The organism is Microbacterium sp. NPDC090281, assembly GCF_044769635.1.
Taxonomy (GTDB): domain Bacteria; phylum Actinomycetota; class Actinomycetes; order Actinomycetales; family Microbacteriaceae; genus Microbacterium.
The window spans coordinates 2,152,948-2,179,045 of sequence record NZ_JBIVYH010000001.1 but is presented as its reverse complement, the minus strand read 5'-3'; the positions used below and the strand labels follow the sequence as shown (position 1 = coordinate 2,179,045).

25 protein-coding genes are annotated in these 26,098 nt (G+C 67.2%); 8 read left to right on the top strand and 17 right to left on the bottom strand.

Annotation, left to right across the window (positions count from 1 at the left end):
- Positions 1-38 precede the first annotated feature (38 nt).
- Together ACIQTX_RS10430 and ACIQTX_RS10425 are read left to right on the top strand one after the other, a co-directional pair.
- Entirely contained in the window at positions 39-1,322 is a 1,284-nt protein-coding gene (locus ACIQTX_RS10430; RefSeq protein ID WP_402971914.1) for an ATP-binding protein, read from the top strand.
- Entirely contained in the window at positions 1,319-2,008 is a 690-nt protein-coding gene (locus ACIQTX_RS10425) for a response regulator (protein ID WP_402971912.1), read from the top strand. Before ACIQTX_RS10430 ends, ACIQTX_RS10425 begins: the two co-directional genes overlap by 4 nt.
- A 3-nt stretch (positions 2,009-2,011) precedes the next feature.
- Here the strand turns inward: ACIQTX_RS10425 and ACIQTX_RS10420 are convergent, their stop codons facing one another.
- Genes ACIQTX_RS10420 through ACIQTX_RS10410 form a run of 3 tightly spaced genes read right to left on the bottom strand, consistent with a single transcriptional unit; the run spans position 2,012 to position 5,288 of the window.
- Complete coding sequence (locus tag ACIQTX_RS10420; RefSeq protein WP_402971910.1) at positions 2,012-3,364, bottom strand: FAD-binding oxidoreductase; 1,353 nt, start codon at positions 3,362-3,364, stop codon at positions 2,012-2,014.
- Between the two features lie 51 nt (positions 3,365-3,415).
- On the bottom strand, positions 3,416-4,060 hold the full coding sequence (locus ACIQTX_RS10415) for an FMN reductase (RefSeq protein WP_028502827.1): 645 nt from the start codon (positions 4,058-4,060) through the stop codon (positions 3,416-3,418).
- A 1-nt stretch (position 4,061) separates the two neighbouring features.
- Positions 4,062-5,288 carry an LLM class flavin-dependent oxidoreductase gene (locus ACIQTX_RS10410; RefSeq protein WP_402971908.1) on the bottom strand — a complete coding sequence of 409 codons (1,227 nt, stop codon included), beginning with the start codon at positions 5,286-5,288 and terminating at the stop codon, positions 4,062-4,064.
- 111 nt (positions 5,289-5,399) lie between these two features.
- On the opposite strand from ACIQTX_RS10410, the gene ACIQTX_RS10405 reads away from it, so the two are divergent.
- On the top strand, positions 5,400-6,530 hold the full coding sequence (locus tag ACIQTX_RS10405) for an acyltransferase family protein (protein WP_402971906.1): 1,131 nt from the start codon (positions 5,400-5,402) through the stop codon (positions 6,528-6,530).
- A 22-nt stretch (positions 6,531-6,552) separates the two neighbouring features.
- On the top strand, positions 6,553-7,428 hold the full coding sequence (locus tag ACIQTX_RS10400; protein ID WP_402971904.1) for a serine hydrolase domain-containing protein: 876 nt from the start codon (positions 6,553-6,555) through the stop codon (positions 7,426-7,428).
- A gap of 4 nt (positions 7,429-7,432) precedes the next feature.
- Here ACIQTX_RS10400 and efeB read toward each other — a convergent pair whose 3' ends face one another.
- Genes efeB through efeU form a run of 3 tightly spaced genes read right to left on the bottom strand, consistent with a single transcriptional unit; the run spans position 7,433 to position 10,949 of the window.
- Complete coding sequence (gene efeB / locus ACIQTX_RS10395) at positions 7,433-8,737, bottom strand: iron uptake transporter deferrochelatase/peroxidase subunit (protein WP_402971901.1); 1,305 nt, start codon at positions 8,735-8,737, stop codon at positions 7,433-7,435.
- A gap of 38 nt (positions 8,738-8,775) precedes the next feature.
- Positions 8,776-10,008: an iron uptake system protein EfeO gene (efeO, locus tag ACIQTX_RS10390; RefSeq protein WP_402971900.1), complete on the bottom strand. Its 1,233-nt coding sequence runs from the start codon at positions 10,006-10,008 to the stop codon at positions 8,776-8,778.
- Positions 10,005-10,949 (bottom strand): iron uptake transporter permease EfeU, encoded by a 945-nt coding sequence (gene efeU, locus ACIQTX_RS10385; RefSeq protein WP_402971898.1) that lies wholly within the window; start codon positions 10,947-10,949, stop codon positions 10,005-10,007. The genes efeO and efeU overlap by 4 nt, the downstream gene beginning before the upstream one ends.
- Positions 10,950-11,100: 151 nt before the next feature.
- On the opposite strand from efeU, the gene ACIQTX_RS10380 reads away from it, so the two are divergent.
- Positions 11,101-12,105 (top strand): isopenicillin N synthase family dioxygenase, encoded by a 1,005-nt coding sequence (locus ACIQTX_RS10380; RefSeq protein WP_402971896.1) that lies wholly within the window; start codon positions 11,101-11,103, stop codon positions 12,103-12,105.
- Between the two features lie 6 nt (positions 12,106-12,111).
- On the opposite strand, the gene ACIQTX_RS10375 is transcribed toward ACIQTX_RS10380, so the two are convergent.
- From ACIQTX_RS10375 to rpsO, 3 genes are all read right to left on the bottom strand, one after another.
- Positions 12,112-12,441 carry a transcriptional regulator gene (locus ACIQTX_RS10375; RefSeq protein ID WP_028502835.1) on the bottom strand — a complete coding sequence of 110 codons (330 nt, stop codon included), beginning with the start codon at positions 12,439-12,441 and terminating at the stop codon, positions 12,112-12,114.
- Positions 12,434-13,303, bottom strand: coding sequence for a hypothetical protein (locus ACIQTX_RS10370; RefSeq protein WP_402971894.1), 870 nt, complete (start codon positions 13,301-13,303; stop codon positions 12,434-12,436). The genes ACIQTX_RS10375 and ACIQTX_RS10370 overlap by 8 nt, the downstream gene beginning before the upstream one ends.
- 155 nt (positions 13,304-13,458) lie before the next feature.
- Positions 13,459-13,728: a 30S ribosomal protein S15 gene (rpsO, locus tag ACIQTX_RS10365; RefSeq protein WP_017830938.1), complete on the bottom strand. Its 270-nt coding sequence runs from the start codon at positions 13,726-13,728 to the stop codon at positions 13,459-13,461.
- 186 nt (positions 13,729-13,914) lie between these two features.
- Between rpsO and ACIQTX_RS10360 the strand changes: the two genes are divergently transcribed.
- The gene (locus tag ACIQTX_RS10360) at positions 13,915-15,207 is read left to right on the top strand and encodes an MFS transporter (protein WP_402971892.1); all 1,293 of its coding nucleotides are present in this window, start codon (positions 13,915-13,917) and stop codon (positions 15,205-15,207) included.
- A gap of 34 nt (positions 15,208-15,241) precedes the next feature.
- Here the strand turns inward: ACIQTX_RS10360 and ACIQTX_RS10355 are convergent, their stop codons facing one another.
- The 4 genes from ACIQTX_RS10355 to ACIQTX_RS10340 all read right to left on the bottom strand — a co-directional run bounded on the left by ACIQTX_RS10355 (position 15,242) and on the right by ACIQTX_RS10340 (position 18,438).
- Positions 15,242-15,796, bottom strand: a complete 555-nt coding sequence (locus tag ACIQTX_RS10355) for a YceI family protein (protein ID WP_028502838.1) — start codon at positions 15,794-15,796, stop codon at positions 15,242-15,244.
- Between the two features lie 184 nt (positions 15,797-15,980).
- Complete coding sequence (locus ACIQTX_RS10350; protein WP_028502839.1) at positions 15,981-16,346, bottom strand: FKBP-type peptidyl-prolyl cis-trans isomerase; 366 nt, start codon at positions 16,344-16,346, stop codon at positions 15,981-15,983.
- A gap of 219 nt (positions 16,347-16,565) precedes the next feature.
- Entirely contained in the window at positions 16,566-17,246 is a 681-nt protein-coding gene (locus ACIQTX_RS10345) for an alpha/beta hydrolase (RefSeq protein ID WP_402971889.1), read from the bottom strand.
- Between the two features lie 46 nt (positions 17,247-17,292).
- Entirely contained in the window at positions 17,293-18,438 is a 1,146-nt protein-coding gene (locus tag ACIQTX_RS10340) for a PrsW family glutamic-type intramembrane protease (protein ID WP_028502841.1), read from the bottom strand.
- 230 nt (positions 18,439-18,668) lie between these two features.
- Between ACIQTX_RS10340 and ACIQTX_RS10335 the strand changes: the two genes are divergently transcribed.
- Complete coding sequence (locus ACIQTX_RS10335) at positions 18,669-19,538, top strand: fumarylacetoacetate hydrolase family protein (RefSeq protein ID WP_402971887.1); 870 nt, start codon at positions 18,669-18,671, stop codon at positions 19,536-19,538.
- A 67-nt stretch (positions 19,539-19,605) separates the two neighbouring features.
- On the opposite strand, the gene ACIQTX_RS10330 is transcribed toward ACIQTX_RS10335, so the two are convergent.
- The 4 genes from ACIQTX_RS10330 to ACIQTX_RS10315 form a co-directional block, all read right to left on the bottom strand.
- Entirely contained in the window at positions 19,606-21,066 is a 1,461-nt protein-coding gene (locus ACIQTX_RS10330; RefSeq protein WP_402971885.1) for an aspartate ammonia-lyase, read from the bottom strand.
- A gap of 63 nt (positions 21,067-21,129) precedes the next feature.
- Entirely contained in the window at positions 21,130-22,050 is a 921-nt protein-coding gene (locus ACIQTX_RS10325; protein WP_402971883.1) for a phosphodiesterase, read from the bottom strand.
- A gap of 59 nt (positions 22,051-22,109) precedes the next feature.
- Positions 22,110-22,445: a peptidase gene (locus tag ACIQTX_RS10320; RefSeq protein WP_402971881.1), complete on the bottom strand. Its 336-nt coding sequence runs from the start codon at positions 22,443-22,445 to the stop codon at positions 22,110-22,112.
- A complete protein-coding gene (locus ACIQTX_RS10315) occupies positions 22,442-23,821 on the bottom strand; it encodes an anion permease (protein ID WP_402971879.1) in 1,380 nt (459 codons plus the stop codon). Before ACIQTX_RS10315 ends, ACIQTX_RS10320 begins: the two co-directional genes overlap by 4 nt.
- 156 nt (positions 23,822-23,977) lie before the next feature.
- Between ACIQTX_RS10315 and ACIQTX_RS10310 the strand changes: the two genes are divergently transcribed.
- Positions 23,978-26,077 (top strand): S9 family peptidase, encoded by a 2,100-nt coding sequence (locus tag ACIQTX_RS10310; protein WP_402971877.1) that lies wholly within the window; start codon positions 23,978-23,980, stop codon positions 26,075-26,077.
- Positions 26,078-26,098: the final 21 nt, after the last annotated feature.

Genomic DNA, 26,098 nt, shown 5'->3' with positions numbered 1-26,098 from the left:
TGGTCACGACACCTCACCAACGACGATCGGAGGAGGCGATGGCGCACACCTCCCGCACCCGCAGTACCGCTTCTCGCGTCTTCGTGGTGCTGCTCGTCGCAGCCGTCGTGATCGGTGCCCTCGTGGCGGTCTTCCTCGTCGTCGAAGCGCAGCGATCGATCCGCGCGGAGGCTGAGCGGGTGACGGCGGCCACCGCGGCCTCGTTCGTCTCCTCTCCCCTCGTCGTCGACGGCCTGCGCTCGAGCGACCCGGATGCGGCCACGCAAGTCCTCGAGCCCTACTCCCTCGCGGTGATCGCCGGCGCAGGGCTCGACTTCATCACGGTCATGACCACGGACGGCACACGGCTCACCCATCCCGACACCGACCAGATCGGCGGTATCTACCTGGGCACGATCCCCACGTCACCGCAGACCCTGACCGAGGAGTTCACCGGTACCCTCGGCCCCTCCGTGCGGACGATCGCGCCGGTCACCGCACCGGGCGGAGAGCTGATCGGCTGGGTCGCCGCCGGAGTGACCACCGAGTCCATCACCGACACCCTGGTCCGCCGCCTGCCACTCACGCTCGGCATCACGGTCGGCCTCGTCGCGATCGGCGCGGGCGGTGCCGTCATCGCCCGCCGGGTGACCCGCCGCATCGCGGGCGATCTGCCGCCCGGTCAGGTGCGCGATGCCGTGTCGTCGTACGAATCGATCCGCACCCTGGGCGAGGCCCTGCGCGCGCAGACCCATGAGCATGGGAATCGGATGCATGCCGCCGTCGCCCTGCTCGAGCTCGGACGCCCCGACGAAGCGATCGAGATCCTCACGGAAACGTCGCGACAGAGCCAGTCTCTGGTGGATCAGGTCACCGCACGCCGTCACGGAGACCCGGCCGTCGGAGCACTGCTCCTGGGCAAGGCATCACAGGCGAAGGAGCGCGGCATCGACTGGCGCGTGCACATCGAGCCCGACACACCCCGCACGCCGCTCTCCCCCGTGGACGCCGTCTCGGTGCTCGGAAACCTCGTGGACAACGCGATGGATGCCGCCGTCGATTCCGAGGATCGCTGGGTGCAGGTCTCGCTCCGTCCGAATGCGGACGCGGGGATCGTGCTCGAGGTATCGGACAGCGGGCCCGGGATCCCCCCGGACCTCCGTGAGCGGATCTTCGATCAGGGCTACTCCACGAAGCCCGCCGATGCGCACGGACGCGGTGTCGGACTCGCGCTCGTGCGCTCGGTCGTGACCGGAGCCGGCGGCTCCGTGACGGTGAGCGGGGAACCGACGACATTCCGCGTCATTCTCCCGGCAGCAGGAATACGGAGGACACAGCGATGATCCGCACACTCATCGTCGACGACGACGCTCTGACCCTCGAGCTGCATCGCGACTACGTGGAGCGCCTCGACGGGTTCGTCGTCGGTGCCGAATGCGCAGGGGCGCGCGCGGCCATGACAGCCGTGCTCGATCACCCCGATGCTTTCGATCTCGTGCTGCTCGACATCACGATGCCGGACGGCTCCGGCATCGACGTGCTGCGAGCGCTCCGCTCACGCTCGGCATCGGTCGATGTGATCGCGATCACCAGCGTGCGCGATGCCGACACCGTGCGGCAGATGGCGGCACTCGGCGTCTTCCAGTACCTCGTCAAGCCATTCCCCTTCGCGGTGTTCCGCGAGCGGATGGAGCAGTATCGGACGCATCGGGAGCAGGCACGGACCACCGACGGCGAAGCGACACAGGCGGAGATCGACGCACTGCTCGGGCGCACCACCGGCACCATCGCCCTTCCCAAAGGGCTCTCTGCCGCATCTCTCGAGAGGGTCACGGCGGAGCTGCGGACCGATGGGCCTTTGTCGGCGAGCGAAGCCGCGGAGCGACTCGGAATGTCTCGGGTCGCCGTTCGCCGTTACCTCGAGCACCTCGTGGTCGAGGGCGTACTCAGCCGGGCCGCACGCTACGGCACCCGCGGACGACCCGAGACCGAGTACGACTGGAAGCGACGAACCGAGCCTGAGGCCTGAGCGTCAGCGCGGGAGCCGAGCTTCATGCAGCACGCCATCGGGATCGAATCGGGCCCGAAGCTCTCGAAGCCGCGCGACATCGGCGGCGGAGCCACAGCGATCCAGCGTCTGATCCGGCTCGAGGAACGTCGTCACCGTCTGTGACGCTTCGTTCGGCGCCAACAGCTCCCGGAAGGCCAAGAGACTGGCTTCTCCTGGTGCGGCAGGCACTCCAGGGATCACCGGCACGAGCGCGTGGAGCAACCAGCCGACGGACTCCAACGACGCGAACCCGGAACGTCGCGGAGCGTCGAGCGCCCCACCGAGCATCCGGATATCGATGCCCATGATCGGCCACTGCTCCGGCAGCTCGCGGAACTCGAGAAGTGCGTCGATGGTCGCGTCGTCGAGAACGGTGAGCGCCATCGATGCTCCGCCGCCCGGTGTCGGGTCGGTCGGCTCGTTCGACGCGGCGGCGAGTGCACCCGGCGATGTCGGCCCGGTGATCTCCCTGCGCACGGTGCCCGCACGACGCACCACGTCGATCGATTCCTCGTGGGGTCCGTCGGTGGACAACACCTGCACGGTGAGGAAGCTGCGTCCCCTGATCTCTTCGGGGAGCTGCGGTGCATCCGGCATCCGCATCGAGTTCAGGAAGATGTTCAACGTCGAGGGAGCAGAGGCTCCGAGGTCGCGGACGGCACGGACCACTGCCGGCGCATCCGCGACGTCGAACGTCAGGTTCGCACCCCATACCGCCGGGGCGGCGACCAGGTCGATCTCGAGTGCGGTGACGATCCCCACGAGGCCGCCCGCGCCTCGCAGCGCCCACATCAAGTCGGGATCGGTGTCGTCATCGACCCGTTCGTGAGTGCCGTCGGTACGCAGGACCCAGGCGGCGCGCAGATTGTCGGAGCCGAGACCGGCCGTACGGCTGAACCACGAATGGCCGCCGCCCAACGTGTACCCGGCGACGCTCACGACCGGGCTGGTACCGGCCGGAGCCACCCATCCGGTGCCTTCCAGCGCCTCGACGACCGCGCCCCAGCGCACGCCGCTCCCGACCAGGACGGTGCCGCGATCGTGGTCGACCTCGAGGTCATCGAACGCGCTCATCCGCACCAGCACAGCACCTGCAAGCGAACCTGAGGCTCCATGACCGCTCGGCTGCACGGCCAGTCGTACACCGGACTGCCGCGCCGCTGCCAGCAGAGCCCGGAGGTCATCGACGTCGGCGGGCACCGCGACAGCTTCTGGATGCTGCTCGATCGCGAGATTCCATGGCTGTCGAGCCGCTTCGTAGCCGACATCGTGCGGAAGGAGAAGGGTGCCGGTCAACTGTTCCTGGAGCGCACTGAGCGCGGCGTGTGTGGGCATGACGCCACCGTACGATGCCCCTCGGACATTGTCGATGGCGTCATGCGCTGCTCACTCTCCCGCGAGACCACCCAGCATGTGGCCGAAGGAGCGGCCCTCGCCCAGGTATGTCGCGGGGTCGTACGGGTCGGCGACCGCAGCCGCCTCTCGACGCGCGATCGCGTCTGCGAGCTCTTTCGCGCCCTTCTCCACGCGCTTGGCGAGCGGGGCGACGTCGTCGCCGGCCCCACCCCAGTCGCTCGAGGCCGCGAACACGCCGGTCGAGACGGGCTCCGCATGCAGGTAGGCGAAGAGCGGACGGATCGCGTAGTCGATCGCGAGCGAATGCCTCGCCGTGCCGGCGTTCGCGCCGATCAGCACCGGCGTGCCGGTGAGCGCATCGGGGTCGAGCACATCGATGAACGACTTGAAGAGACCCGAATAGCTCGTCGAGAAGATCGGTGTCACCGCGATCAGCGCGTCGGCGGACACGACCGTGTTGATCGCGGTCTCGAGCGCCGGCGGCGCGAACCCCGTGAGCATGTTGTTCGTGATGTCGTGTGCGTAGTCGCGCAGCTCGATCACGTCGACGCTCGCCTCGATGTCGTGCGCGGCGAGTGCCTTCACGGTCTCGGCCGCCAGACGATCCGCGAGCATCCTCGTGGACGAGGGGTTCGACAAGCCGGCCGACACCACGGCGATACGACGCGTGGTCATCTCAGGCCTCCTTCCGGCCGAGCCCGAAAGCCGCACCGGCGGGAGCGGGGCTGTCCTGGTACGGCGAATCGCCGGTCAGGTTGTCCCCGCGGTTCGCACCTGGGCGTGCCTGGCGGGTCGGGCCTTCGCCGAACTCGGCAGCGACGCGGGCTGCGTGGGTCGGAGCATCCGGCACGTTCGCCGGACGATCCTTCGCGAGCTCCTTGCGGAGCACGGGCACCACCTCGGCGCCCAGGATGTCGAGCTGCTCCAGCACCGTCTTCAACGGCAGACCCGCGTGATCGATGAGGAAGAGCTGACGCTGGTAGTCGCCGTAGTGCTCACGCATACCGGCGTAGCGGTCGATCACCTGCTGCGGTGAACCGACCGTGAGCGGCGTCATCTCCGTGAAGTCCTCCATGCTCGGACCGTGACCGTAGACCGGCGCGTTGTCGAAGTACGGACGGAACTGGTTCACCGCGTCCTGCGACTTCGCGGCCATGAAGACCTGTCCACCCAGACCCACGATCGCCTGCTCCGGCGCGCCGTGGCCGTAGTGCTCGAAGCGCTGACGGTACAGCTCGATGAGGCGCTGATAGTGCTCCTTCGGCCAGAAGATGTTGTTCGCGAAGAAGCCGTCGCCGTAGTAGGCGGCCTGCTCGGCGATCTCGGGCGTGCGGATCGACCCGTGCCACACGAAGGGTGCGATGCCGTCGAGCGGACGCGGCGTCGACGTGAACCCCTGCAGCGGCGTGCGGAACTTCCCTTCCCAGTCGACGACGTCTTCGCGCCACAGCTTGTGCAGCAGCGCGTAGTTCTCGATCGCGAGCGGGAGCCCCTGGCGGATGTCCTGACCGAACCACGGGTACACCGGGCCGGTGTTGCCGCGACCGAGCATGAGGTCCATGCGTCCGTCGGACACGTGCTGGAGCATCGCGTACTCCTCGGCGATGCGCACCGGGTCGTTCGTGGTGATGAGCGTCGTCGAGGTGGAGACGATCAGGCGCTCGGTCTGTGCGGCAAGTGCCGCCAGGAAGGTTGTGGGGCTCGAGGACCAGAACGGCGGGTTGTGGTGCTCGCCGATCGCGAAGACGTCGAGACCGACCTCCTCGGCGTGCACGGCGATGGCCGTCGTCGCCTTGATACGCTCCTGCTCGCTGGGGGTGATCCCGGTGGTGGGATCGCGCGTGATGTCGCTGACCGACATGATGCCGAACTGCATCGCCTGCGCGCCTGACTGCTCGCTCATGATTGCTCCGTGTCTCCGAATCGGATGACTCGCATCCGTTTCTATTCATTTGAATGTATATGTGTCAACGCGCTCAGAGCAACTTTATTCCCGGCCTTGTAGCCTCGAACGATGAGCAGTACCGGGGCGGACATCTCAGGGCCCACCACAGGATCGGTTCCCCGCAAGCGACGGCGCGTGCCGTTCTGGGACAACGCGCGTTACATCTGCATAGTCCTCGTCGTCCTCGGCCATGCGATCCAGCGACTCATCTACGACTCCGACATCGCATTCGCCTTCTACCTGGCGCTGTATGCGTTCCACATGCCGGCCTTCGCGATCATCTCCGGGTACTTCTCCAAATCCGGCTCCCCGACCAAGACGCAGATGGCTCGGGTGATCACCGACATCATCCTCCCGTACGTCATCTTCGAGACGCTCTGGACCCTCACCAAGTGGCTCGTCGAGGGCCAGGCCAACCCGAACATCACCCAGCCGAGCTGGACGCTGTGGTTCCTGCTCGCCCTCGGCATCTTCCGGCTCGTGCTTCCCTACCTCGCCCTGCTGCGCTGGCCGCTGCTGTGGACCGTCGTGATCTCGGTCGGCGTGGGCTACCTGCCGAACATCGACAGCACCTTCTCGCTCTCGCGCACGCTTGGACTGCTGCCGTTCTTCACCCTGGGCTGGTGGCTGCGTGAACACGACATCGTCGACCGTCTCCGACTCCTCGACTTCCGGCCGTGGTGGCTGCGCGCCGGAGCCGTGGCGATCTTCGCGGCCACCGGTTGGGCAGCCTGGAACTGGCTCCCCGTCTGGCAGGCCACCGATCTGCGTCACTGGCTCTTCTACGAGGATTCCTACGCCGATCTCGGCGGGGAGCAGTGGTGGGCCGGCGGCATCCGGATCGTCCTGATGCTGCTCGCGGTCGTTCTCAGCGCTGCCTTCTTCGCCCTCATCCCGCGCGGCGCGCATTGGTGGACGACCTTCGGCCAGTACACGATGTACGTGTTCCTGCTGCACTCGTTCGTGCTGTATCCGTTCCGCGAGAGCGGAGTCCTGCGCGACCTCGAACCCACCTGGATCTGGCTCCCGATCGTGACCGTGCTGTCGGTCGTCATCGCGCTCGCCCTGGCGACCAAGCCCGTCAGATGGGTGTTCCGCCCCCTGGTCGAGCCGCGGCCCGGCTGGCTGTTCGCCGATCCGGAGCTCGCGTCCAAGGAAGGCCGCCGGAACGACCCGACCGGGTCTCGAAGGCCTCGATAGAGGCAGGCGATAGCCTCGAGGTGTGACCCGAGCGCAGACCGTCCGAGACCGCATCGTCGATCAGGTGGAGGCGTCGGGGTTCGTCGCCCACGGCCTGCACGTCCGCCTGGGTGCTGACACGGCGGAGTATCGCTGGACCGCCGACGTCCGCGAAGACGTGCACTCGGTCGCGAAAGGCGTCTGCGTACTCGCCGCAGGAATCGCCGCGGATGAAGGGATGGTGTCGCTCGATGAGCCGGTGTCGACCTACCTGCCCGACCACGACCTGGGCCCCGGTGTCGACGAGGTCACTCTGCGCCACCTCCTGATGATGTCGAGCGGCGTCGACCTGCCCTGGTCCGACACTCTGATGACCGACTGGCCGGATCTGGCACGCGAGTTCTTGCGACGCCCCTCGAGTGGACGGACCTTCCAGTATTCGAACGCGAGCACATATACCGCGATGGCCGCGCTGGCCGCACGTGTCGGCGACGTCGGCGACTATCTCGGTACCCGTCTGTTCGGTCCGCTCGGCATCGACGACGTGGAGTGGGAGCGCAGCCCCCAGGGGCGCATCGAGGCTGGAGGCGGCCTCTTCCTACGCACCGAAGAGCTGTCCCGCCTCGGCATCCTCATCCGCGATCGCGGGATGTGGCAGGGACGACGGGTCATCTCGTCCGAGTGGATCGACTCGATGCATGCGAATTGGGTCGTTGCCGGGGAGAGCCCTGCCTATGACCGCTATGCGCTTGCCGGTTGGGGCGGCCCCGGTCCGGCCTGGCGACTGCACGGCGCCCACGGTCAGCTGCTCATATTCCTCGACGATGCCGTGGTCACGATCACCGCCGATGACCATTTCGGCGCTGACGCCATCGCTGCCTTCGCCGTCGAGACGCTCATCGCCGCCAGCGAGTCCTGACGGGTCAGGCGAACAGCGCGGCTCCCACATAGGAACCGGGCTTCGCCCCCGCAGGCACCGCCCAGATGCCGGAGCCGACGTGTTTGATGTACTCGTTCATGAGGTCCGTCGACAGTCGCCGCTGGAGCGAGATGAACTGCGCGGGATCACGCTGGTACGAGAGGAAGAAGAGTCCGGCGTCGAGGCGACCGAGGGCGTTGTTCCCGTCGACGTAGTTGTACCCGCGTCGCAGGATGCGGATGCCGTCGTTCTGTTCGGGATGGGCGAGACTCACGTGGCTGTTCGCATCGATCGTCTTGCTGTGGAAATCCGGCGCCGTGAACTCGTCTCCACCGGAGAGCGGCGCCCCCTCCCCCTTGTCGCGGCCGATGATCGAGTCCTGCTCGGACAAGCGCACCCGATCCCAGGTCTCGATCAGCATCGCGATCTTGCGGGCCACGAGGTACGAGCCTCCGGCGAGCCACACCGGATCGTCTTTCGCCGACACCCACACGTGATCAGTGAGCGCAGTCGTGTCGTCGGCCAGGATGTTCGCAGTGCCGTCCTTGAAACCGAAGAGGTTTCGCGGAGTGGCCTGCGTCGCCGTGGTGCGAGAGGTCTTGCCGAAGCCCAGCTGCGACCAGCGCAGGCGTGCCCGCCCGAAGGCGATGCGACTGAGGTTGCGGATGGCATGCACCGCGACCTGCGGGTCATCGGCGCAAGCCTGGATGCAGAGGTCGCCGTGAGAGGTCTGCGGATCGAGATCGTCGCCGAGGAAGGCCGGCAGGCGTTCCAGCCCTGCGGGGCGCTGCGCGGCGATGCCGTAGCGGTCGCCGTCCTCATTCTCGAACAGCCCCGGCCCGAAGCCGAACGTGATCGTGAGCCCGGCGGCGGGAAGTCCGAGCGCCTCCCCGGTGTCATCCGGCGGCGCTTCGGCCGGGCCACCGACCGCACCAGTCGCACTGACCTCGAGGCCCTGCACCATGCGTGAGGACGCGTACGTCCAGTCCTGCAGAAGCGAGATGAGATCCTCGCGGTCGGTGCGCGGCATCATGTCGAAACTGGCGAAGTGCAGGTGATCCTGCACCGGCGTGGTGATGCCGCTCTGATGTGCTCCGAAGAACTCGTACGCGGAATGCGCGTCATCCGCAGCCCGCGCTCGCCCGATCGCCACGCCTCCGGTGAGGCCTGCCCCCGCACCGACGGCGAGTCCTGCCACTCCGCCGCCGATCGCGAGACCGAGCAGGCCGCGCCTGCTCAGTCCGGCAGGAGCGGATGCCTCGCCCGTCGATGACTCGTCGGGCGAGGCATCCGCTTCTGGTTCGTTCACGTCCGTGATCGTACCGGTTCAGGTCAGCACGAAGCTGATCAGTCGAGGACCGTGCTGGTGAGCTGCGAGAGCGGCTCGGCGAGCGCGTTGATCAGGTCGGTGAACTCGCGCTTGTCGGCCTCGGTCAACTCCGAGTACCCCACGAACCCGTCGGCCAGCGAACCGTGAGCGGCAAGAGAGTCCTCGAGCGCCGTGTAGCCCGACTCGATCTCGGCGACGAGCGCCTTGCCGTCGTCACCCTGCGCGACGGCGAAGTCCTGCACGAGCGAGAACGCCATCTTCGAGCCTTCGACGTTCGCCGCGAAGTCGTAGAGGTCCGTTCCCGACCACCAGTCCTCCTCGCCGGAGATCTTGCCGGTCGCGACCTCGTCGAGCAGCGCGATCGCGCCGTTCGAGATGCCGCCGATGCCCTGGTCGTCGAGGGCGGTGGTGAAGTCGTCGGAGTGCACGTAGTCGTACAGTTCCTGCACGTCGGCGAGCAACAGGTCGCCGTAGTCGGCACGCTCCTCGGGGGTCGACGGCGCCCAGTCCTGCCAGGCGGGGGTCTCACCGTCGGCGTTGAGCGCATCCTGCGCCGGCACCCACAGGTCTTTCTCGATGCGGTGGAATCCTGTCCAGTCCAGCCCCTCAGCCACGGCGTCGACCTCGCGGTAGTCGATGCGCGGGTCGAGGTCGCCCAGCGCCTCGGCGACGGGCTCGATGCGCTCGTAGAATGCGCGGGTCTGCGGGAAGAGCGTGCGCGCGGTCTCGTCGTCACCGGACTCGTAGGCGGCGACGAAGTCCTCGACAGCGGGGACGAGCTGGCCGACCTGGTCCTTGACGAACGCGGCGTAGAGGTCGACGGCCTTCTGCTTCTGCTCGGCGTCAGGACCGTCGACCGCGACGCGATCTCCGGTGACCGTGAACGCGGTCTTGCCGACACCCTCGCCGATCATGCCCGGCTTGCAGAGCGTGAAGTAGTCGCCCGGCTGCGCGACCACGGTGAGCGTTCGAGATGCCGACGGGGCGATGTTCTCGACCTCGCCGACGATCCGCAGACCATCCTCGGCCAGCAGATAGAACTCGGAGACCTGCTCGGTGTCGTTCTTGACGTTGAAGGTCAGCGTCCCGCTCTTCGCTGTCGCTGCGGAGACGGCGCAGTCGCCGGCAGTGGACGAGACGTCGAAGGCCGCGGTGGCCCCCGCATCGCTTTTCGCGACGCAGCCGCTCAAGACGAGAGCGGCGGCGCCGGTGGCGGCGAGCACCCCCAGGAACCGGTGCGTGGTGGTCATGCTGCTCCTTGTTGTGTGAGGGAGGGAGTTTCAGAGGCGGGCGCGGCCGGAGCCTGCGGCTTCGACGGGCGCTTCATGCGGAGTCCGCGGATGTACAGCCATCCGACGAGCGAGATGTAGAGAGCCCAGGCGAGCACCTGCAACCAGGTCATGGCCGGCATGAAACCCACCGTCGCCTGCAGGATGGAGGCGAGCGGTCCGCCGGGAGCGATCGTCGCCGAGACGTCGAAAGCCCAGCCGAACGGGAAGGCGGCCCAGCCCACGGCCACGCCACCTGTCACGGCGTCGATCGGAGCCAGGGCTGTGAACGGGCCGGGGAGCACACCCGCCTCCTGCAGATCCATCAGCGCATAGGCGAGGACGCCTGCCGCCACGATCACGAGGAAACCGCCCGTCCAGGCGAAGAAGCGACGCAGGTCGAGCCGCACCGCACCGCGCGAGATCAGCCAGCCGATGATCACAGCCGCGATGAGACCCAACAATGCACCCAGCAGCGCAGAGGGCGCGTCGCCGAACGACTGCACCATCGACCACAGCAGCAGAGTCGTCTCGATGCCCTCGCGGGCGACCGATACGAAGCCGATGGCGATGAGCGCCCACAGCCCGCCCGCAGTGAGGGCACGGTCGATGCCGCCCTCGAGCGTCGCCTTCATGGTGCGCCCCGCGCGCTGCATCCAGAAGATCATCCACGTGACCATCGCCACGGCGAGGAGCGAGAGTCCCCCACCGATCAGCTCCTGAGCCTGGAACGTGAGTTCGTATGCACCGAAGGTGAGCACGGCGCCGATGCCGAGCGCCAGGAGGATCGCGAGACCGACGCCCGCCCACATCTTCGGAAGCGCATCCTGGCGTCCGAGGCGACGGAGGTAGGCGACGAGGATGCCGACGACGAGTGCGGCTTCAAGCCCCTCGCGGAGCCCGATGAGAAAGGTGGCGAGCACGGAAGAACACTCTCTGGCATTGAATGAGGTAAGGCAGCCCTTACCGAAGGAGACTCTAGCACCGCGATCAACGCGCGCTGAACACGCGGACCGGAAGTAATGGAGCGCAACACAGGATCACACCCCCCGCGGCGCGACGTAGCCTCAGTCCATGGCTGAACTCTCGCTCCCCATCCTGGACCTCTCCCAGCTCGACGAAGGCCCCGAGGCCGCGGCACGATTCCGCGATGAACTCCGGGCGGCGACACACGACGTCGGCTTCTTCTACCTCACCGGCACCGGGATCTCCCCCGAGCTCGAGGCGCGGCTCCACCAGGCCGCCCTGGACTTCTTCGCGCTCCCGGAGGCGGACAAGCTCGCGATCGAGAACGTGAACAGCCCGCACTTCCGCGGCTACACCCGCATCGGTGGAGAACGCACCCAGGGGAAGGTCGACTGGCGCGAGCAGATCGACATCGGCCCCGAGCGCGAACCCGTCGACGGCGGCCCCGCCTTCAACCGTCTCACCGGCCCCAATCTCTGGCCTGCAGCACAACCGGAGCTGAAGGAAATCGTCACGGACTGGCACGACAGCCTGACAGAGATCGCCCGCAAGCTCCTGCGCGCCTGGGCTGTCACTCTCGGCGCCGACGAGACCTACTTCGACGAGCCGTTCCGCGATCCTTCGACCCTGATCAAGATCGTGCGATACCCGGGCACGGACGAGCCCGAACCGCAGCAGGGCGTCGGAGCGCACAAGGACTCCGGTGTGCTGACGCTGCTGTGGGTCGAGCCCGGCAAGGGCGGACTCCAGGTCGAGCGTGACGGAGAGTGGGTGTCGGCTCCCCCGGTGTCCGGCGCCTTCGTCGTCAACATCGGCGAGCTGCTGGAGTACGCCACCGGCGGATACCTCAAGGCCACGAACCACCGTGTGATCTCACCACGAGCACCAGAGGAGCGCATCTCGATCCCGTTCTTCTTCAACCCCGCGCTCGATCAGCAGCTGCCGCTGATCGAGCTTCCCGCTGACCTCGCTGATCAAGCGACCGGAGTCACCGAGGACCCCGGCAATCCGATCCATGCGACCTACGGCGAGAACGCGCTCAAGTCTCGGCTTCGTGCGCACCCCGATGTCGCGGCGATCCACCACCCAGACCTCGTCGGCGCGACCGCCTGACGGGCATCACAGTTGTGGCCCGGCGGTGAGGGCCACAATCTCCCGGAGCGCCTGGAGATGGGCCGCGAAGGCATCGCGGCCTGGCTTCGTCGAACGCACCCAGGTGCGCGAGCGACCGCCGACGACACCCTTGCGCGCGAGCACGTAGTCGGCCGCCTGCAGGTGCGTGATGGCCTTGCTCAGAGGGGAGTCGCCGCACTGGAGGATCTCGCGGAGGGCCTGGAAGTCGAGTTCCATACCGTCGCCCAGCGCCGCCATGAGCGAGAACCGGATGGGCGAGGCGAAGTTGTCGTCCAGCTGCGTGCGCGGGTGCGGCCGGAACGCCGCCTCAGCCACGACTCTCCCGTCCCGGGACGAAGGACACCAGTGTGAAGAGCGCGATCACGACGGCGCCACCGAGGATTCCGGCGAGCCCTTGGCTGCCGAATGCTTCTCCCCCCACCGTGAGCGTGACGGGGATCCCGACCGCGAGGAAGAAGATCGCGACATGTGGCCACCGCCACGAAGCGCCGATGGCGGGGAGCCCCACGGGGGTGTTGAAGGCGATGATCCAGGCGAGGAGCACCAGCATCACCAGCAGGGTGATCACGCTGCGCAGCGCGTCATCCGGCGCTCCCGCGAGCATGGTCAGCACGCCGAGAGCGACTCCGACGAGCACGGTCCCCCACCGGATCGGGACAGGCAGGGCGATCCGCGAAGGCTGCGGAGGTCGCGGATCGCCGGCTGCACGCAGGAGCTGGAGCACGCCGTAGCCTCCGCTGCCCAGTAGGACCATGCCCGCCGGGATGAGCACCACGACAGCCGGGAGCCTCGTGTCCAACGCGACGAGGCCGAACACGATGACGGCCCCGACGAGCACGACTCCTCCGCCGAGAAGGAGCGGCCATCGCGCGGAGCTCCAGCGCCACTGCATTCCGCTGCGCTGTGCCATCCCGCTCGCCAGCTGTCCCCACACCAGGAAGGTGAACAGGACCACCTGGGAAGCGACGACGTCCCCCTGACGCAGGATGAGCGCGAACGTGGCGAGGTATCCGGCCGTGACGGCCGCATTGACGATCTGGAGCCAGGCCAGCGCGCGCCTGTCGACAGTGCGGTCGCGCCGCTCCATCACCGCATCCGCCGCGGCCAGGTACTGCCGAGCGACGTCGGCATCGGGCGGCACGAGAGCAGTCTGACCGGGAATCGGCTTCTGCTTCACGACGAACCTCCTTCACTTTCCGAACGGAAAGCGTTCTACTTTCCTATCGGAAAGCGGGAGGAGGTTCAACCCCGAGACATGACGAAGGCCGCCCCACACCGTGGGGCGGCCTTCTCAAGAATGTTCTGCGCGATTGTACGCAGGTCTGCAGTGCCTTAGCGGCGGAGTCCGAGACGCTCGATCAGCGAGCGGTAGCGCGCGATGTCGATGTCCTGGAGGTAGCCGAGCAGACGACGGCGCTGACCCACGAGCAGGAACAGCCCACGACGCGAGTGGTGGTCGTGCTTGTGCTCCTTGAGGTGCTCGGTGAGGTCCTTGATGCGCTGCGTCAGCATTGCGACCTGCACCTCGGGGGATCCGGTGTCACCGGGGTGCGTCGCGTACTCTTCGATGATCGCCTTCTTGACGTCTGCTTCCAGTGCCATAGATTCGATCCCCTTTCAGCTTGTTGCGCGGCGCCCGACGCCTGATGCGTGGGCTCTCTTTATCCGCGGCCGATCGAACGGCAACCTCGAAAGTCTACCAGCCGACGACTCCCCCGGGTGACACCGGCGGCGAGGGTCCTCCACTGGCGTCAACTAGGCTCGGAAGGTGCAGAAGAAGTTCGACGAGTGAGCGCCCGGCGCGGTCATCTCATCGACCTCACCCCGCTGAAGACCAGCCCGGCATTCGCCCGGATGTGGATCGGTTCGACCCTCGCAGGCATCGGGGGTCAGCTCACCATCGTCACGGTGATGCTGCATGTGTTCGCACTGACGCAGAGCACCTTCGCCGTCTCGATGATCGCCGTCGCCGGCCTCGTGCCGATGATCCTCGCCGGCCTGTACGGCGGCATGCTCGCGGATGCCTTCGATCGACGTCGCGTCGCCCTGATCGCGGCGACGATCACGTTCGCCTCCACCGCCCTGCTCGCAGCCCTCACCTGGACCGGCATGGAGACCATCTGGTGGCTGTACGTGTTGAGCATCATCAACTCTGCGGCGAACTCGGTGGGCATGGCGACGCGCACCGCGATCGTGCCGCGCCTCATCCCGCGGGCACAGCTGGCCGCGGCATCCGCCCTCAACGGCGTCGCCTTCGGGCTGACGGTGATGGCGGGACCTGCGCTGGCAGGTCTCCTCGTCGCGCTCACGGGCTACGGCTGGACCTACACGATCGACGTCGTGCTGATGCTGTCGATGTTCCTCGGACTGTGGACGCTGCCGTCGCTGCGGCCGGAGGGAGAGACGGTCCGCCCCGGTCTCGAGTCGCTCATCGACGGCTGGCGATTCCTCCGCAAAGCGGGCAACATCCGGATGCAGTACATCATCGACATCATCGCGATGACCTTCGGGCAACCCCTCGTCCTTTTCCCGGCTCTCGGCACGGTGCTCCTCGGCGGCGGAGCGCTCACGACCGGCATCCTCACAGCCGCCGTCGCGGTCGGCACCTTCACGTCGAGCCTGTTCTCGGGCCGCGTGGTGCAGTACCGCTGGCACGGTCGTGGAATCGCACGGGCGGTCGAGGCCTATGGCGCATCGATCCTGCTGTTCGGGATCGTGCTGCTCGTCGGCGCCTTCTCATCACCGGCCAGCGAGACGGCTCCGCACATCGGACTGATCATCGCCGCCTGCGTCGCGCTGGCTTTGTCCGGCGCCTCCGACAACGTCAGTTCGATCTACCGCAACACGATGATGCAGGCAGCAGTGCCCGATGCCATGCGGGGCCGTCTCCAAGGGCTGTTCGTCGTGGTGGTGGCCGGGGGCCCGCGCGTCGGAGCCCTGTACGCCGGCACCCTCGCGACCCTGACGAGCCTGTGGTTCCCGCCGCTGCTGGGCGGAGTCCTGGTGATCGCCCTCGTGGCGATGCTCGCCCGCCGCAACCGCCGGTTCCACGACTACGACGCAGAGAACCCCGAGCCCTGACGGGCCCGGGGTTCATGGAAACTGCCTGACGGGATCAGTCCTGCTGCAGAGCGCCCTGCAGGTCGAGGTTGATCGTGATGTCCTTGCCGACGAGAACGCCACCGGTCTCGAGAGCCGCGTTCCAGGTGAGACCGAAGTCCTCACGGTTGATCACGGCCTTGGCGGAAGCACCGGCCTTGTAGTTGCCGTACGGGTCGGTGCCGAAGCCGCCGAAGTCGAGCTCGAAGCTCACCGGCTTGGTGATGCCGCGGATCGTGAGGTCGCCGTCGACGAACAGGTCATCGCCCTTGACGCGTGCGCCTGTCGACACGAACTCCATGGTGGGGAAGTTCTCGGTGTCGAAGAAGTCGGCCGAACGCAGGTGCGCGTCGCGGCCCTCGTCATTGGTGTCGACCGAAGTGACGTCGACGGTCGCCTCGACCTTGGTCTCGAGAGGGTTCTCGGGAGCGATCAGCGTCGCGTTCTTGACGCCGAAGGTGCCGCGCACCTTGGAGATCATCATGTGGCGGACGCTGAAGGTGACCTCACTGTGGGCCGGGTCAAGTACCCAGGTGCCGGGACGGTAGCCGGGAATCTCGATGCTGGTCATAGTTTCTCCTCCGGAGACTTCAGCCGCTGCTGCGGCAAGGGACAGGGGCCGCGTTCACCGCGACCCCTGTGACAACTTACATTCACTCGCATATATTCCCCTGAATGAAGGTTTCTTTTCCGACACAGAACGAGGCGCCCCTCTTCGGAAGAAGAGAGGCGCCTCGCAGCAGGTCAGACGGGGGTCAGACCGCGATGAGATCGATGATGAAGATCAGCGTCTTGCCGGAGAGGAAGTGTCCTCCCCCGGCCGGACCGTAGGCGAGGTGCGGCGGAACGATGAGCTCGCGGCGACCGCCGACCTTCATGCCGGGGATTCCTTCCTGCCACCCCTGAACCAGAGCGGCCAGCGGGAACTGGATGGTCTCGCCGCGTCCCCACGAGGAGTCGAACTCCTCGCCGGACTCGAACTCGACGCCGGCGTAGTGGACGGTCACGGTGTCGCCCCGCTGGGCCTCCGCGCCGTCACCCACGATGATGTCGCGGATGACGAGCTCCGCGGGAGCGGGCCCGCTGGGGGCGTCGAACTCAGGCTTTGTGCGATCAGTCATGCTTCCATCAAACCCGAGCATCGCGGGCGCGGTCAACGCGAACGCACCTGCTCACAGCGAACACCTCGACACCGGGGTCGTGGTCGGCGGACAAGAAGCTCTTGACACTCACGACGGGTCGGGTGCACCCTGATTACAGATCAACTCAGCGCCCGGGAGACTCGCAGGCATCGCCGCAGCGTCGGGCGCTGAGTCTTGCCAGGGGCGAGGTCCTCGACGTCAGCCGACGTATCCGTCGAGCATCTCGGCGATCTCGGCCGGCCGGCTCAACATCGCGCAATGCCCGCCCGGCACTTCGTCCGCGCGCACTCCTAGACGCTCGAGGGCGAGGTCGCGGAGGAAGGCCGCAGGGAAGAAGCGATCGTCCCTGAACACGATGACCTTCGTGGCCACGGCAGGCCACTCCGACAGCGGCCACGGCCCCTCCAGCGCCGCCTGCGACGGATGCGCCCGCTCTCGTCGCAGCGCCTCTTCGGCCAGGTCGCGCGGGACATCGTTGTAAAAGCTCACATACGGATCGTCGTTGCCCGTCAGCCCACCATCCAGAGCGGCCTGCGCCTGCGACGCTGCGAGGTATCCGGAGTTCGCCCACCACCGCTCCGGTGGCTCGCCCGGTGCCGGGATCATCCCTGCGATCAGGACGAGGAGATCGGCCGAAAGTCGCTCGGCGACCAGTGGCGCCGTGAAGGCTCCGAAAGAATGCCCGACCACGACCACCTCTGATCCTGCACCGACGTGCGCCACGACGGCGTCGGCGTAGTCGTCGAGAGTGAGCGCGTCGTCGTCGGCGGGCAAGTCGGGAGCGAAGACCACGTGCCCGCGCGCTCTCAGCTCGGCAGCGACGAGATGCCAGGACCAGCCCACGTCTCCGCCACCATGAACCACGACGAATGTGCTCATGCTCCACCGCCTTCCTCCCGAGCAGGGTACTCCGCCAGGACCCGCCTCAGTAGGCCAGCAGCGCAGCCCTGGTGGCGCGCGTGCGGATCAGCAGCGCACGCTCATCCTCCACCGCCATCGGATCGCGACCGGTGATGGCGCGCTGTCGGACTGCAGCGAGCTCGGTGGCGTCCTTGATGAACGCTCGCATCAGAGGACGACGGTCTCCGCGAAGCCCGGCAGCCCATGCGAGGCCCACCTTGCGACCGCTGGGAGTCGCGAGCATCGTGACCTCCTCCGGCGTGAACCATCCTGCCGCCGCATAGTCCTCGAGTCGGGCTCTGGTGAGCCTGGCCTCTTCTCTGCGCAGCGCGATGATGCCGAGGATGAAACCGATGAAGAGTGGCACCTGGAGGGTGAAGTAGAGCCCGAAGAAGTCCGCGAAGGTGGCGGAGCCGTTCCACAGGGCATGCAGCAGCACTGCTCCGACGAAGCCGAGCAGACCGACGCCGAGTGCCGACTGCGCCGACCCGTGACGGCGCGCGACGAGGCCGATCGCGAAGCCGGTCACCGCCGTGAACATCGCATGCGCGAACGGCGAGAGGATCGCACGGACCCCGAACGTCACCGTCAGCTGCTCTCCCCCGCCCTCGATCAAGCTGAGCGCGAAGTACTGGATGTTCTCGGTGAAGGCGAAACCCGCGCCGACGAGCGCTCCGTAGACGACACCGTCGACCGGGCCATCGAAGGCGCGTCGAGCGAGCAGGAAGATCAGGAAGACACCGAGACCCTTCCAGAACTCCTCGACGATCGGCGCCTGCACCACGGCGGAGAAGGCGTCGGTGGTGGGACCGATCAAGACCTTCAGCCCGACATCGACGAGTAGCGAGAGCCCGGCTGCTGCCACCGCTCCCCAGGCGATCGCGAAGATCACGAGACGCTTCGGCTCAGGTTCCCAGCGGTCGATCATCCGCACACCGAGGAACACGACGGTGAGTGGAATGAGCGCCAGCACCAGACCGACGACGGAGGCGACGGCGCCGAGCGCCCATCCGAAGTACCCGATCAGGGCGAGGAGCAGGAAGCCGAGGAATCCGAAGAGCCAGAGCGAGACCGAGCGTCCCTTCCGCGTCGGTACCGGCAGCGCGGGCAGCGACTCGGCCGGCGACGGAGCGACGGGAGCCGGCGGCGTGTACGGCGTCGGCTGCGCCAACGAAGACGCGTACCCCTGCTGCGGCAGCGAGGGTTCCGGCGCCGCATACCGCCCCTCGGGAGAGCCCTGTCGACCCACCGGCTGTGCTGGTGGCGGCGAATAGGGCGGTGGCTGCGACGGGGGTGGTCCTCCGAAACTCATAGCCAAAGCTTATGCGGCACAAGAGTACGGGCCCGGGTATGGCCGAGTCCTCCACCCGCTCACGGCCCGGCACCCGGTAGCGTAGAAGCATGCGGTTCGCTCATCTGCGCCGTCCTGACTCCCCTGGTGCGGTTCTCGCCGTGGTGCAGGACTCGGACGCCATCCTCGTCTCTGATCTCCTGACCGACGCTCCAGCCACGCTGCAGCAGCTGATCGAAGGCGGCGAGGCAGCGCTCGAGCGGTTGCGCGACGCCCTGGCCGACGGCACCGCCGCGCGGCATCCGCTCGGCGACTGGGAGTACGCGTCCGCAGTGCTCACTCCCCCTGCGGTGCTGGCGGTCGGCCTCAACTACGCCGCACACTCGAGCGAGCTCGGGCTGAAGACGGATGCCGCTCCCACGGTGTTCACGCTGTGGCCGAACTCGCTCACAGGCCACGACCAGACCACCTCGTGGCCCCGGAGCCTGAGCGAAGCCGTCGACTACGAAGCCGAGCTCGGTGTGCTCATCGGCTCCCCTGCGAAAGACGTCACCGAGTCGGATGCCCTCTCCCATGTGTGGGGCTACACCGTCGTCAACGACATCACCGCCAGGAACATCCAGTTCTCCGAGGCGCAGTGGTCCCGCTGCAAGTCTTTCGACGGCTTCACTCCCACCGGACCGTTCGCGGTGACGGCCGACGAGGTCGCCGACCCGCAGGACCTGCACATCTGGACCGTCGTCGACGGCCACACGGTGCAGGACGCCAGCACCGATCAGATGGTGCGCTCGGTCGCGAAGCTGATCGCGCATCTCTCGCAGTCGCTCACGCTGCTGCCCGGTACCCTCATCTCGACCGGCAGCCCGGGAGGCGCAGGCTACTCTCGCGATCCGCAGATCTTCCTCCGCGATCACTCGACCGTCACGGTCGGCATCGACGGCATCGGCGAACTCACGACCCACTGCCGCATCACCGACTGAGACTGCCAGACAAAGAACGAGGGGGATGGATGCCACGGCATCCATCCCCCTCGTTCTTTGGAGTCGATCAGATCTCGATGAGATCCTCCGGCGAGATCACGGGGATCGCCGCCGTGATGGTCTCGAGTCCCGACAGACGAGCGGGTGACAGCTGCTTGACGACCTCGTCGCGCGACATCAGGCCGGCCTCGACGACCAGGTCGGCCACGCTGCGGTTGGTCAGGAGTGCGGTCTTCGCGAGCGCCGCGGCCGCCGCGTAGCCGATGAACGGAGTCAGGGCCGTGATGACACCGACCGAGGCGCCGACCATCGCACCGAGGCGATCGCGGTTGGCGGTGATGCCGTCGACGCAGTTGACGCGCAGGGTCCACATCGCCTGACGCATCCAGGTGATGGACTGGAAGATCGAGTGCGCGATGACCGGCTCGAAGGCGTTCAGCTGCAGCTGTCCGGCTTCCGCAGCCATCGTGACCGTCATGTCGGCACCGGCGACGGCGAACGCGACCTGGTTCACGACCTCGGGGATGACGGGGTTGACCTTGCCGGGCATGATGCTGGAGCCCGCCTGCATCGCGGGAAGGTTGATCTCGCCGAACCCGGCCTGCGGTCCGGAGGAGAGAAGACGCAGGTCGTTGCAGATCTTCGACAGCTTCATCGCGTTGCGCTTGAGCGTCGAGGAGAACGACATGAACGAGCCGGTGTCGCTGGTCGCCTCGACCAGGTCGCCTGCGGTGCGCAGATCGAGCTCGGTGATCTGACGCAGGTGCTTGAGCACAGCGGGCGCGTAGCCCGCGTGCGTCGTGATGCCCGTGCCGATCGCTGTGGCGCCCATGTTGATCTCGAACATCAACGAGGCGTTCTCGGTGAGGCGCGTGTGGTCGTAGCCGAGCGTCGTGGCGAAGCCGTTGAACTCCTGGCCGAGCGTCATGGGCACGGCATCCTGCAGCTGGGTGCGCCCGACCTTCAGCACGTCATGGAACTCCCGCGACTTGCCCAGGAACGAAAGGCGCAGCAGGTCGAGTTCCTCGAGCAGCGAGCGCAGTGTCAGCGAGAGACCGATCTTCACCGCGGTCGGGTAGACATCGTTCGTGGACTGGCTGCGGTTGGTGTGGTCGATCGGCGACAGGAAGGCGTAGTCGCCCTTCTCGCGGCCGGCGAGCTCGAGCGCGATGTTGGTGATGACCTCGTTCGCGTTCATGTTGGTCGAGGTGCCGGCACCGCCCTGGATGACGCCCACCGTGAACTGCTCGTGGAACTCGCCGTCGATCACGCGCTGCGATGCGCGGTCGATCAGGTCCGCCCGCTCGGGATCGAGCACACCGATCTCGCGGTTGGCGCGGGCACTCGCCTGCTTGACCATCGCAAGCCCCACCACCAGGTCGGGATACACCGAGATGGGTCGCTTCGTGATCGGGAAGTTCGCGTCGGCGCGGGCGGTATGGATCCCCCAGTACGCGTCGACGGGAATCTCCATGCTCCCGAGCGAATCGGTCTCGGTACGGGTCAGGGTAGGCGCGGCAGAAGCCATGTCACATCCTCGTGGGTCGTGGCGGGTGGAAAGGGGTGGGGGATGCCCACCAGTCTACGCCGCTCAACGTCCGGGTTTGCGGGAGAAGGCCTCGAGTCGCCCTTCAGGAGTGAGCTTCGACATGCGGTCCAGCCATGCTTCCGAGAAGTAGTCGCCGGTCGCGGCATCGGTCACCGGAACCACGGTGTGCGTGATCGTGTCGGGATACACGTGGACCAGTTGGAAGGCCTGCGCGGCGTCCATGCCGTTCACCTCTGCCGAAGGGCGCGCCACGTTCATCGTGTAACAGGTCGCGGACGCAACGCTCACCGGGACTCCGGCGAACAGCCCGTGCGAGGAGTAGTGCAGGTGACCGGCGAGGATGCCCCGGACATCGCTGTCACGGATGACGGCGGCGAGCTCGTCCTGATGACGCAGCTCCAGGATGTCGAAGAGAGGCAGATGGCTCGGCACCGGCGGGTGGTGCATCGCCAGCAGAGTGCCGTGAGGAGCGGGCTCGGCGAGGACGTCGGCGAGCCAGGACAGTTGTCCCTGGTCGAGATCTCCGTGATGCCAACCGGGAACGCTGGTGTCCAACGCGATGAGGCGAAGACCGTCGAGGTCCCAGACGCCGGTGACGGGCTCCTCTGTCGGGTCCAGCCCCAGCAGTCCCGCTCGCAGAGCAGGGCGCTCGTCGTGGTTTCCGGCGACCCAGATGACCGGTGCGCTCAGCTCTTCGGCGACCGGTTCGACGGCCGCGCGAAGTCGTTGATAGGCGTCGGGCTCACCCAGATCGGCCAGGTCGCCCGTGACGACTATCGCGGCCGGATGCGGATGGACCTTGCGGATCGCTTCGAGGGTCCGCGCAAAATTCGCCGCGACGTCGTAGCGGCCGCCCAGATGCGCTCCCCCGGCGAGGAAGTGCGGATCGCTGACGTGGATGAGCACATGCGACGCCGGTTCGTGCCGACCGAAGACGTACGAAGCGCCGGTTCCTGCAGACATGGCATCAGCCTATGCGGCGGTGCCGACCTCGACGACCGGAACCTTCCGGCCTCGGCGCCTCAGTGGCCGACGACGAGGAACAGGATGCCACCGACCACCGCGGCGGCGCAGAGCGCGAAGCATCCATAGGCTCCGACGAGCGCGAGCGACTTCTGTCCTTCGGTCAACGGGCTCTTGCGCGCGGCCTTCGCCGCTTGCTTCTCAGCGCGCTTGAGCTGCTTCTCGGTGATCACCGTGATGGCATCGGTGAACTCCGCAGGACTCACCACCGGGGCACGACCGCTTCGCACGAGCAGACGCAGACCGAGCGAGTAGAAGGTGACGATCGCGGTGGCGCCGACGAGCGCCGCCAGGAACACCTGCAGGAACGCGACCCAGTCGATGACGACGTTCATTTCGACTCCCCGTTCCGGTCAGAGTCCGACTTCTTCGACGGCGCCGCGGACTTCGACGCTCCGGTACCGGCCTTCGCCTGAGCCTTCTTCTTCGCCTTGGCCTCGGCGTCCTTCTTCGCCTGTGCCTTCGCCTTCTCGCGCGCTTCGGCGCGCGCCCTGGCCTCGGCCTTGGCGTGCTCGATACGCTGCTGCCGGCGCGTCGGGGGCGGAGTGTCCGGATGCTCGATGGCCCGCCCCGACTCGGCGACGTCGCTCATCGCGTTCGCGGGGGTGACGGCGTTCCGGCGCGAACGCATGAAGAGGGCGAGGATGATCAGGACCGCGATGACCGCATCGATCGCGACGCCCCAGTTGCCGAGCCAGACGACCAGCAGAGCGGCGAGTGCGCCGACTCCACCCGCCGCGGGAAGCGTGAGCAGCCAACCGATGCCGATGCGACCGGCGGTCCGCCAGCGCACCGTGGAGCCGCGGCGACCGAGTCCGGAGCCGATGACCGAACCCGAGGCGACCTGCGTCGTCGAGAGAGCGAAACCGAGGGCGCTGGAGGCGAGGATGGTCGCCGCCGTCGAGCTCTCGGCCGCGAAGCCCTGCGCGGGCTTGACGTCGGTCAGCCCCTTGCCGAGGGTGCGGATGATGCGCCAGCCGCCGAGGTAGGTGCCGAGCGCGATCGTGAACGCGCAGGCGATGATGACCCAGAGCTCGGGCTCGTGGTGCGCTCCGGACTGCCAGCCGATCGTGATCATCGCGAGCGTGATCACACCCATGGTCTTCTGCGCGTCATTGGTGCCGTGGGCGAGGGCGACCAGGGACGACGTGAAGATCTGCCCCCAGCGGAACCCATCGCGGCCGTCGGGCTTGCCGTCGTAGCGACGGGTGACGGAGTAGGCGATCTTGGTCGCTGCGAAGGCGATCAGACCCGCTGTGACGGGGGCGATCAGGGCGGGGAGCACGATCTTCGAGAGCACCATGCCGAAGTCGATGCCACCGAGGCCTGAGCCGACGAGCGTCGCGCCGATGAGTCCGCCGAAGAGCGCGTGCGACGAACTCGAGGGGAGCCCCAGGAGCCAGGTCAGCATGTTCCAGGTGATCGCGCCGATCAGGCCGGCGAAGATCAATGAAAGGAACAGATCGGCTCCAGCGGAGATGATCGCGTCTTCACGGATGATGCCGCCGGAGATGGTCTTTGAGACCTCGGTCGACAGGAACGCGCCGACGAGGTTCAGCACTGCGGCGAGCAGGACGGCCGTCTTGGGTTTCAGCGCGCCTGTGGCGATCGGCGTCGCCATGGCATTCGCCGTGTCGTGAAAGCCGTTGGTGAAGTCGAAGAAGAGTGCCAGCGCGATGACAAGCACGACGATGAGGGCTGCGGTTTCCACCGTTCGCTTTCGGTCGTTTGAGGAGGAAGGAGATGCCGACGTGATCGACGTGATGAACGAAGAGTTCACCGTGGGTTTGACTTCCGTTAACCGGCCCCGGTAGATCCTCCCACCCTCCCCCGTGCCGGTCAACTCGACCTGGGATAGCGTGAGACGGTGACTGACGCTCCTGCCGCCGACCGACGCTCGACACTCCGCACCCACCACGGTGACACGTTCGACGATCCCTACGAGTGGCTTCGCGCCAAGGAGTCGGACGAGGTCTTAGCCCACCTCAAGGCGGAGAACGCCCACACCGATGCGGCGACCGCCCACCTCGCGGATCTGCGGGAGCGGCTGTTCGAGGAGATCAAGGGCCGTGTGCAGGAGACAGATCTCTCCGTCCCCACCCGCCGTGGCGACTGGTGGTACTACAGCCGCACCGAAGAAGGCGCGCAGTACGGCATCCACTGCCGCGCCGCCGCCGAGCCCGACGACTGGACTCCCCCGCGTCTCGAACCCGGCGTCCCGGTTCCCGGTGAGGTCGTTCTCCTCGACGGGAACATCGAATCGGAAGGACACGAGTTCTTCTCGCTCGGCGCATTCGACACCTCCGACGATGCGACGAAGCTGCTCTGGTCGACCGACTTCGAGGGCGACGAGCTGTACACCGTCCGCGTGCGCGACCTCGCCACGGGCACGACCCTCGAGGATGAGATCCCGAACACGGGCGGCTCCTTCTTCACCCCGGACGGCACCGGGGTGATCTACACGACCCGCGACGAGGCCTGGCGCCCCGACACCCTGTGGCTGCATCGCCTCGGCACTGCGGTGTCGGACGACATCAAGCTCTTCCACGAGCCTGACGAGAAGTTCTGGCTCGGCGCCGGGATCACCCGCAGCCGCCGATACCTGGTCATCGGCGTCGGCTCGAGCATCACGAGCGAGGAGTACCTCGTCGACTTGACGGGCGACCTCACAGCGGAACCCCGGCTCGTCTGGCCACGCCGCGAGGGCGTCGAGTACTCGATCGAACATGCGGTCGTGGACGGCCAAGACCGGCTGCTCGTGCTGCACAACGACGAGGCGCTCGATTTCGAGCTCGTCTCGGTGTCGGCATCCGACCCCCAGGGCGACCGGCACGTGGTGCTCGCCCACGAGCAGGGCAGGCGTCTGCTCGGCGTGGACGCGTTCCGCGACTTCGCGACCGTGGAGTACCGCAGCGAAGGGCTGGAGCGCGTGGGTCTGCTCGACTACGCCTCCGACGCCGTCGATGAGATCGCATTCGCTGAGCCGCTGTACTCGGCCGGGGTGAGCGGGAACCCGGAGTGGCACTCCCCGTTCTTGCGTCTCGGCTACACCTCGTTCGTCACACCGGGGACCGTGTACGACCTCGACCTCGCGACCCGTGAGCTGGTGCTGCGCAAGCAGGTTCCCGTACTGGGCGGCTACGACCCGGCGGAGTACGACCAGCGACGCGAGTGGGCGACCGCGTCCGACGGCGTTCAGGTCCCGATCTCGCTGGTCTGGAAGCGCTCGTTCGGTGAGCCTGGTGCCGAAGCGCGCCCGGTGCACCTGTACGGATACGGCTCGTACGAGCACTCGATCGACCCCGGGTTCTCGGTCGCTCGCCTCTCCGAGTTGGACCGGGGCGTGATCTTCGCCGTCGCGCACGTGCGCGGTGGCGGCGAGATGGGCCGCCAGTGGTACGAGGACGGCAAGCTCCTCAACAAGCGCAACACCTTCACGGACTTCGTCTCCTGCGGCGAGCACCTGGTCGCGGCAGGCGTGACGACGCCGTCGCGGATGGTGGCCGAGGGCGGCAGCGCGGGAGGCCTGCTGATGGGGGCTGTGGCGAACCTCGCGCCCGAGCTCTTCGCGGGCATCCTCGCCGGCGTGCCGTTCGTGGATGCGCTGACGACGATCCTCGACCCGTCGCTGCCGTTGACGGTGATCGAGTGGGATGAGTGGGGCGATCCCCTCCACGATGCGGATGTCTACGCCTACATGAAGTCCTACACCCCATACGAGAATGTGCGCGACGGCGTCGAATACCCGCGGATCCTCGCAGTTACGTCACTCAACGACACTCGCGTCCTGTACGTCGAGCCGGCGAAGTGGGTCGCGCGCCTGCGCGAGGCCGGAGCATCTGACGTGCTCCTCAAGTGTGAGATGGTCGCGGGGCACGGCGGTGTGAGCGGACGTTACAACTCCTGGAAGGAGCGGGCTTTCGAGCTCGCCTGGCTGCTCGACACGCTCGGCCTCGCCGCGGAGTGATCGCGCGGCGTGAGCCCGCAC